We start from the raw sequence: 7252 nt of genomic DNA, 5'->3' as shown, positions 1-7252 counted from the left end.
CGGGCGACCCGGGCCCGCGCGCCGGGGACGGCGACCGAGCCGGACGCCGTGCGGGCGGGGCGGGCCGGGCCCGCGGAGGGGCGGACCAGCGTGACCACGCGGCCCTCCAGCAGGAACCCGCGCGGCTCCAGCGGGAACACCCGGTGCTTGCCGAAGCGGTCCTCCAGGGTCACCGTGCCCGCCTCGCAGCGAATCACGGCGCCGCAGAAACCGGTGCCGGGTTCCTCCACCACGAGGCCCGGCTCGGCCGCCACCTCGGGGACGGACTGCGGCTTCTTCCACGGAGGGGTCAGATCGGCGGAGTACTGGCGCATTCTGCCGACGATACGAGGAACGCGCCCGCGGTGATCACTCCGACACGCCGAACCGGGCGGCCAGCGCGTCCCGTTGGGCCCGTACGAACGCCGCGTCGACCACCGCGCCGTGACCGGGGACGTACACCGCGTCCTCGCCGCCGAGCCGCAGCAGCCGGTCCAGGGCGTCCGGCCACCGGGACGGCACGGCGTCCGGGCCCGCCTGCGGTTCGTCCGACTCCTCGACCAGGTCGCCGCAGAACACCACCTCCGGGTCGCCGGGCACCAGCACCACCAGGTCGTACGCGGTGTGGCCCGGACCGACGTTCGCCAGCAGCACCTGGCGGCCGCCGCCCAGGTCCAGCGTCCACTCGCCGGACACCGCGTGCCGGGGCGGGACCAGCGCCGCCACGGCCTCGTCGGCCGCCGCCGGGTCGAGACCCCAGCGCACCGCGTCCGCGCGCAGCTCCTCCCGCCCCCGCCCGGCGAGCGCCACGTCCAGGCCGACCGCGCCGTACACCTCCGCGCCCGCGAAGGCCGGCGCCCCGAGGATGTGGTCGAAGTGGGGATGGGTGAGCGCGAGATGTGTCACACGGCGGCCGGTCAGCTCCCGCGCCTCGGTCCGCAACCGCGCGCCCTCGGCCAGATGGGAGCCCGCGTCGACGGCCAGGACGCCGTCCGCGCCCACCACGAGCCCCGCCGTGCAGTCCCACCCCGGCAGCCGGCGCCGGCCCACCCCCGGCGCCAGTTGCTCCCATCCCGACTCTTCCCAAGTCACGGTCATGACCGGGACGCTAGCGGGGACGACGGCGCCCGGCACCACGGCACGGACCGGCCTTGCCGACGGCGTACCCCCCGGCCGTACACTGGGCCGGGGAAGTCTGGCACTCGCGTGCGAAGAGTGCCAGGGTCGTTACCGGGCGGAAGACAGCTGGAGGTGTGCGCGATGCTCAGTGAACGCAGGCTCCAGGTGTTGCGCGCGATCGTCCAGGACTACGTGGGCACCGAGGAGCCCGTCGGCTCCAAGGCGCTCACCGAACGGCACAACCTCGGCGTCTCCCCGGCCACCGTGCGCAACGACATGGCGGCGCTGGAGGAGGAGGGCTTCATCGCCCAGCCGCACACCAGCGCCGGGCGCATCCCCACCGACAAGGGCTACCGGCTGTTCGTCGACAAGCTGGCCGGCGTCAAGCCGATGAGCCCGCCCGAGCGGCGGGCCATCCAGAACTTCCTCGAGGGCGCGGTCGACCTCGACGACGTCGTGGCCCGCACGGTGCGGCTGCTCGCGCAGCTCACCCGGCAGGTCGCCGTGGTGCAGTACCCCTCGCTGACCCGTTCGACGGTGCGGCACGTGGAGCTGCTGTCGCTCGCCCCGGCGCGGCTGATGCTGGTGCTGATCACCGACACCGGCCGGGTCGAGCAGCGCATGGTCGACTGCCCGGCCCCGTTCGGCGAGGCCTCCCTGGCCGACCTGCGGGCGCGGCTCAACAGCCGGGTCGCGGGCCGCCGGTTCGCCGATGTGCCGAGCCTGGTGGAGGACCTGCCGGAGGCCTTCGACACCGACGACCGCGGTACGGTCTCCACGGTGCTCTCCACTCTCCTGGAGACGCTCGTCGAGGAGAACGAGGAGCGGCTGATGATCGGCGGTACCGCCAACCTCACCCGCTTCGGCCACGACTTCCCCCTCACGATCCGGCCCGTCCTGGAGGCGCTGGAGGAGCAGGTCGTGCTCCTCAAGCTGCTCGGCGAGGCGAAGGATCCGGGTGTGACCGTACGGATCGGTCACGAGAACGCCCACGAAGGACTCAACTCCACGTCCGTCGTGTCGGTCGGCTACGGTTCGGGCGGCGAGGCTGTCGCCAAGCTCGGCGTGGTCGGACCGACCCGCATGGACTACCCCGGAACGATGGGAGCGGTACGCGCAGTGGCACGGTACGTCGGACAGATCCTGGCGGAGTCATAGGTGGCCACGGACTACTACGCCGTACTCGGCGTACGCCGCGACGCGTCGCAGGAAGAGATCAAGAAGGCCTTCCGGCGGCTCGCCCGCGAGCTGCATCCGGACGTCAATCCGGATCCGAAGACCCAGGAGCGGTTCAAGGAGATCAACGCCGCCTACGAGGTGCTGTCGGACCCGCAGAAGAAGCAGGTCTACGACCTCGGCGGCGACCCCCTCTCGCAGTCCGGCGGTGCCGGCGGCGCGGGCGGCTTCGGGGCCGGGGGCTTCGGCAACTTCTCCGACATCATGGACGCGTTCTTCGGCACGGCGTCGCAGCGCGGACCGCGCTCGCGCACCCGCCGCGGCCAGGACGCCATGATCCGGATCGAGGTGGAGCTGGACGAGGCCGCGTTCGGCACGACCAAGGACATCCAGGTCGACACGGCGGTCGTCTGCACCACGTGCAGCGGCGAGGGCGCCGCGCCCGGCACGACCGCGCAGACCTGCGACATGTGCCGCGGCCGCGGTGAGGTCTCGCAGGTCACCCGGTCCTTCCTGGGCCAGGTCATGACCTCGCGCCCCTGCCCCCAGTGCCAGGGCTTCGGCACGGTCGTGCCCACGCCCTGCCCGGAGTGCGCGGGCGACGGCCGGGTGCGCTCCCGGCGCACGCTCACCGTCAAGATCCCGGCCGGTGTCGACAACGGCACGCGCATCCAGCTGGCCGGCGAGGGCGAGGTCGGCCCCGGCGGCGGTCCCGCCGGCGACCTGTACGTGGAGATCCACGAGCTGCCCCACCCGATGTTCCAGCGGCGCGGGGACGACCTGCACTGCACGGTCACCCTCCCCATGACGGCGGCGGCGCTCGGCACCAAGGTGCCGCTGGAGACGCTGGACGGCATGGAGGAGGTCGACATCCGGCCCGGCACCCAGTCCGGCCAGTCGATCCCGCTGCACGGCCGGGGCGTCACCCACCTGCGCGGCGGCGGCCGGGGCGACCTCGTCGTCCACGTCGAGGTGCAGACCCCGACCAAGCTGGACCCGGAACAGGAACGCCTGCTCCGCGAGCTGGCCAAACTCCGCGGCGAGGAACGGCCCACGGGGCAGTTCCAGCCCGGGCAGCAGGGGCTGTTCTCGCGGCTGAAGGACGCGTTCAACGGGCGTTGAGCGGGCGTGCCGGGCGCCGGGTGTTGCTGCCGGGGGTCCGGGGGTCGTCTCCCGGGTGAGCACAGTCAGCCCGGGCAGCAGGGGCTGTTCTCGCGGCTGAAGGACGCGTTCAACGGGCGCTGAGCGGTGCGCGCCGGGGGGTTGGATTCCGGCCCCCTGCCAAGGGCCTTCGGCGGGGGCGGCGGCCCGGTGAAAAGTGGCTTATGCCAAGGGGAAGGGCCAATTCGGAGTTGGTCGGGGGACGTGACAACATGCGGTCATGTCCTCCGTACTGACCGATCTCTTCCCGCACCCGATCGTGCAGGCGCCCATGGCGGGCGGCGTCTCTGTGCCGCAGCTCGCCGCCGCCGTGTCCGACGCGGGCGGGCTCGGTTTCCTGGCCGCCGGGTACAAGACCGCGGACGGGATGTACCAGGAGATCAAGCAGCTGCGGGGACTCACCTCCCGCCCCTTCGGCGTCAACCTCTTCCTGCCCCAGCCGGAGACCGCCGACCCGGCCGCCGTCGACGTCTACGCCCACCAGCTGGCCGGCGAGGCCTCCTGGTACGAGACGGAGCTGGGCGACCCCGACAGCGGCCGTGACGACGGCTACGACGCCAAGCTCGCCGTGCTGCTCGACAACCCCGTGCCGGTCGTGTCGTTCCACTTCGGCGTGCCCGCCCGCGAGGTGATCGACTCGCTGCACCGCGTCGGCACCCTCACCTTCGTCACCGCCACGACCGCCGAGGAGGCCCGCGCGGTGGAACGGGCCGGGGCGGACGTGGTGATCGCCCAGGGCGTCGAGGCCGGCGGCCACCAGGGCACCCACCGGGACCTCCCGGAGACGGACGGCGGCGGCATCGGACTGCTGTCCCTGGTCGCCCAGGTCCGCGAGTCCGTGGGCATCCCGGTCGTTGCCGCCGGCGGCATCATGCGCGGCGCCCAGATCGCCGCCGTGTGCGCGGCCGGCGCGAGCGCGGCCCAGCTCGGCACCGCCTTCGTCGCCGCCCACGAGTCCGGCGCGCACGCCCTCCACAAACAGGCCCTCACCAGCCCTCTCCACCCCCGCACCGAGCTGACCCGCGCCTTCACCGGCCGCCCGGCGCGCGCCCTGGTCAACCGCTTCCTGCGCGAGCACGGCCCGTACGCCCCCGCCGCCTACCCGGAGGTGCACCACCTCACCGCGCCGCTGCGCAAGGCCGCCGCCAAGGCCGGGGACGCGCAGGGGCTCGCGATGTGGGCGGGACAGGGCCACCGGCTGGCCCGCGAACTGCCCGCCGGACAGCTGGTGGAGGTCCTGATGGCCGAACTGGCCGCCGCCCGGACAGCGTTGTCGGCCGGAGGTGCCCGATGACCGCCCCCGTCTTCGTCGTCGACGACTTCGACACGCACGGCACCGGCCGCTACGTCCTCGACGGGCCCGAGGGCCGGCACGCCGTCGCCGTGAAGCGGCTGCGGGCCGGCGAGGAGGTCGTCCTCACCGACGGCGCGGGCCGCTGGGCCGCCGGCGAGGTGGACGGCACCGAGGGCAAGGACCGGCTGATCGTCCGGCTCGGCGAGGTCGTCGAGGAGCCGGCGCAGACGCCCCGGCTGACCGTCGTGCAGGCGCTGCCCAAGGGCGACCGGGGCGAACTGGCCGTGGAGACCATGACCGAGGTCGGCGTCGACGCGATCGTGCCGTGGTCCGCCTCGCGCTGCATCACGCAGTGGAAGGGCGAGCGGGGCGCCAAGTCCCTCGCCAAGTGGCGCGCCACCGCCCGGGAGGCGGGCAAGCAGTCACGCCGGGTGCGCTTCCCGGACGTCGCGGACGCGGCGACGACCAAGGGGGTTGCGTCACTTCTGGCCGAAGCGGAGTTCGCGGCCGTCCTCCACGAGAGCGCCACCGAACCCCTCGCGAGCGCCGAACTCCCCGCCTCCGGCGAGATCGTGCTGGTCGTCGGCCCCGAAGGGGGTATCTCCCCGGACGAGTTGGAGCTCTTCGCGCAGGCCGGGGCCCAGCCCTACCGCCTGGGCCGCAGCGTCCTGCGCACCTCCACCGCCGGTACCGCGGCGACGGCCGTCCTCCTGTCCCGCACCGGCCGCTGGTCCTGACGTCCCGGGGCTCCGCCCCGGACCCCGCTCCTCAAACGCCGGAGGGGCTGATTCTCAGCCCGTCCGGCGTTTGAGGACGAGGCCCGCCAGGGCCGACAGGGGGGTTCGGGGGCGCAGCCCCCGGGACGGCCGCCACACGTGGCCGTATGCGCCCTACCGTCGCGCGAGCGACGATGGCACGCTGCCGTGCATGGGGGCGTTGAACAGGATTCCGCGCGCGATGCGCGTCCGGCGGCGGCAGGTGCTCGCCGCCGGGTTCGCCGTGGCCGCCGTCGCCGGTGTGGCCGCCTGTGAGGGCGGCAGCCTCGGCTCCACGGCCGTGGCGATCACCACCGACGGGACCGTGACCAAGGAGCTCAACCGGCAGAAGGACAAGGTCCGCTGGCTGACCTGCAACGCGTCCTTCGGCGACCGTGACGGCTCCTCCGCCTCGCCGCGCTCGCGGGCGACCGCCGCCTCGGTCGACTGCGAGGGCGAGACCGAGAGCGGCAAGGAGATCACCGTCACCGGCCGGGTCACCCACGCCGTCAACAACGCCTGCGTCCGCGGGGACATCACCGCGAAGGTGGACGGCCGGCAGGTGTTCCACGTCGAGGGACTGGGCGACTGCGACTCCAAGAGCCCGCCCCGCGTGGGCGAACCGACGCAGGGCGGCGGTCCGCGGCCCACCGTCACCGTGACCGTCACCACGACCGTGTGGTGCGACCAGTACCCGTCCTGTCGCCCCGTCGAGGGCAAGTGATCGGAACCCCTGGCCGGACCGCACGCGCCCCCCATAGGGTGATCGGGTGACACAGCCTGCATCGGTCGCATCCAGCGCATACCTCCGATTCCCGCACCTGCACGGCGAGCTGGTCGCCTTCACCGCCGAGGACGACGTGTGGCTCGCCCCGCTCGACGGCGGCCGCGCCTGGCGGGTCAGCGCGGACAACGTCCCGGTGAACCATCCCCGGATCTCCCCGGACGGCGCCACCGTCGCCTGGACCTCCACCCGCGACGGCGCCCCCGAGGTGCACGTCGCCCCCGTCGACGGGGGCCCCGCCCGGCGGCTCACCCACTGGGGCAGCATCAAGACCCAGGTGCGCGGCTGGACCGCGGACGGCCGGGTCCTCGCCCTGAGCACGTACGGCCAGGCCAGCCTGCGCCGCACCTGGGCGCGCGCCGTGCCGCTCGACGGCGGGCCCGCCGGCACCCTGCCGTACGGGCCGGTCGGCGACGTCGCCGCGGGCCCGCACACGGTGCTGCTGTCCGCGACGATGGGCCGCGAGGCCGCCGCCTGGAAGCGCTACCGGGGCGGCACCGCGGGCAAGCTGTGGATCGACCGCGAGGGCGACGGCGAGTTCGTCCGGCTGCACGAGGACCTCGACGGGAACATCGAGTACCCGCTGTGGGTGGGGGACAGGATCGCGTTCCTCTCCGACCACGAGGGCACCGGAGCCCTGTACTCCTCCCTCGCCGACGGCTCCGACCTGCGCCGCCACACCCCTCTCGACGGCTTCTACGCCCGGCACGCGTCCACCGACGGCTCCCGCGTCGTCTGGTCGAGCGCCGGCGAGCTGTGGATCCTCGACGACCTCGACGGCGCCGAGCCGCGCCGCCTCGACGTCCGGCTCGGCGGGCAGCGCGTCGACCTCCAGCCGTTCCCGGTGAACGCGGCCCGCTGGTTCGGCTCCGCGTCCCCCGACCACACCGCGCGCGGCAGCGCCGTCTGCGTACGCGGCACCGTCCACTGGGTCACCCACCGCTCCGGCCCCGCCCGCGCGCTCGCCGCCACCCCCGGCGTCCG

At 74.1% G+C, this 7252-nt stretch carries 7 protein-coding genes and 1 pseudogene; 6 read left to right on the top strand and 2 right to left on the bottom strand.

Annotation, left to right across the window (positions count from 1 at the left end; all coding sequences use genetic code 11):
* Together CCN29_RS21945 and CCN29_RS21940 are read right to left on the bottom strand one after the other, a co-directional pair.
* On the bottom strand, window positions 1-314 hold a 314-nt coding region (locus CCN29_RS21945), incomplete at its 3' end, for a DUF3097 family protein (RefSeq protein WP_143661359.1).
* Between the two features lie 34 nt (window positions 315-348).
* Window positions 349-1077, bottom strand: a complete 729-nt coding sequence (locus CCN29_RS21940; RefSeq protein ID WP_006136055.1) for an MBL fold metallo-hydrolase — start codon at window positions 1075-1077, stop codon at window positions 349-351.
* A 162-nt stretch (window positions 1078-1239) separates the two neighbouring features.
* Here CCN29_RS21940 and hrcA point away from each other — a divergent pair, with 162 nt between their 5' ends.
* The 6 genes and pseudogenes from hrcA to CCN29_RS21910 all read left to right on the top strand — a co-directional run.
* The gene (gene hrcA / locus CCN29_RS21935; RefSeq protein ID WP_006136054.1) at window positions 1240-2256 is read left to right on the top strand and encodes a heat-inducible transcriptional repressor HrcA; all 1017 of its coding nucleotides are present in this window, start codon (window positions 1240-1242) and stop codon (window positions 2254-2256) included.
* Window positions 2257-3396 carry a molecular chaperone DnaJ gene (dnaJ, locus tag CCN29_RS21930; protein ID WP_006136053.1) on the top strand — a complete coding sequence of 380 codons (1140 nt, stop codon included), beginning with the start codon at window positions 2257-2259 and terminating at the stop codon, window positions 3394-3396. It begins immediately after the preceding gene.
* Window positions 3397-3655: 259 nt separating this feature from the next.
* A complete protein-coding gene (locus CCN29_RS21925) occupies window positions 3656-4729 on the top strand; it encodes a nitronate monooxygenase (protein ID WP_006136052.1) in 1074 nt (357 codons plus the stop codon).
* A complete protein-coding gene (locus tag CCN29_RS21920; protein WP_006136051.1) occupies window positions 4726-5466 on the top strand; it encodes a 16S rRNA (uracil(1498)-N(3))-methyltransferase in 741 nt (246 codons plus the stop codon). Before CCN29_RS21925 ends, CCN29_RS21920 begins: the two co-directional genes overlap by 4 nt.
* A 190-nt stretch (window positions 5467-5656) precedes the next feature.
* Entirely contained in the window at window positions 5657-6208 is a 552-nt protein-coding gene (locus CCN29_RS21915) for a hypothetical protein (RefSeq protein ID WP_442538442.1), read from the top strand.
* A gap of 46 nt (window positions 6209-6254) precedes the next feature.
* Window positions 6255-7252: pseudogene (locus CCN29_RS21910) on the top strand (peptidase S41); the annotation flags it as partial.

The sequence above is a fragment of the Streptomyces pseudogriseolus genome, assembly GCA_002154585.1.
Taxonomy (GTDB): Bacteria; Actinomycetota; Actinomycetes; order Streptomycetales; family Streptomycetaceae; genus Streptomyces; species Streptomyces pseudogriseolus.
Note: the sequence above shows the minus strand (reverse complement) of the source record. Positions and strands in the feature narration are given on the sequence as shown.

Excerpts from the sequence above, each read along its gene's own strand:
- CCN29_RS21920 (WP_006136051.1), top strand. The coding sequence starts at position 4,726 with ATGACCGCCCCCGTCTTCGTCGTCGACGACTTCGACACGCACGGCACC.
- CCN29_RS21915 (WP_442538442.1), top strand. The coding sequence starts at position 5,657 with ATGGGGGCGTTGAACAGGATTCCGCGCGCGATGCGCGTCCGGCGGCGG.
- hrcA (WP_006136054.1), top strand. The coding sequence starts at position 1,240 with ATGCTCAGTGAACGCAGGCTCCAGGTGTTGCGCGCGATCGTCCAGGAC.
- CCN29_RS21925 (WP_006136052.1), top strand. The coding sequence starts at position 3,656 with ATGTCCTCCGTACTGACCGATCTCTTCCCGCACCCGATCGTGCAGGCG.
- CCN29_RS21940 (WP_006136055.1), bottom strand. The coding sequence starts at position 1,077 with ATGACCGTGACTTGGGAAGAGTCGGGATGGGAGCAACTGGCGCCGGGG.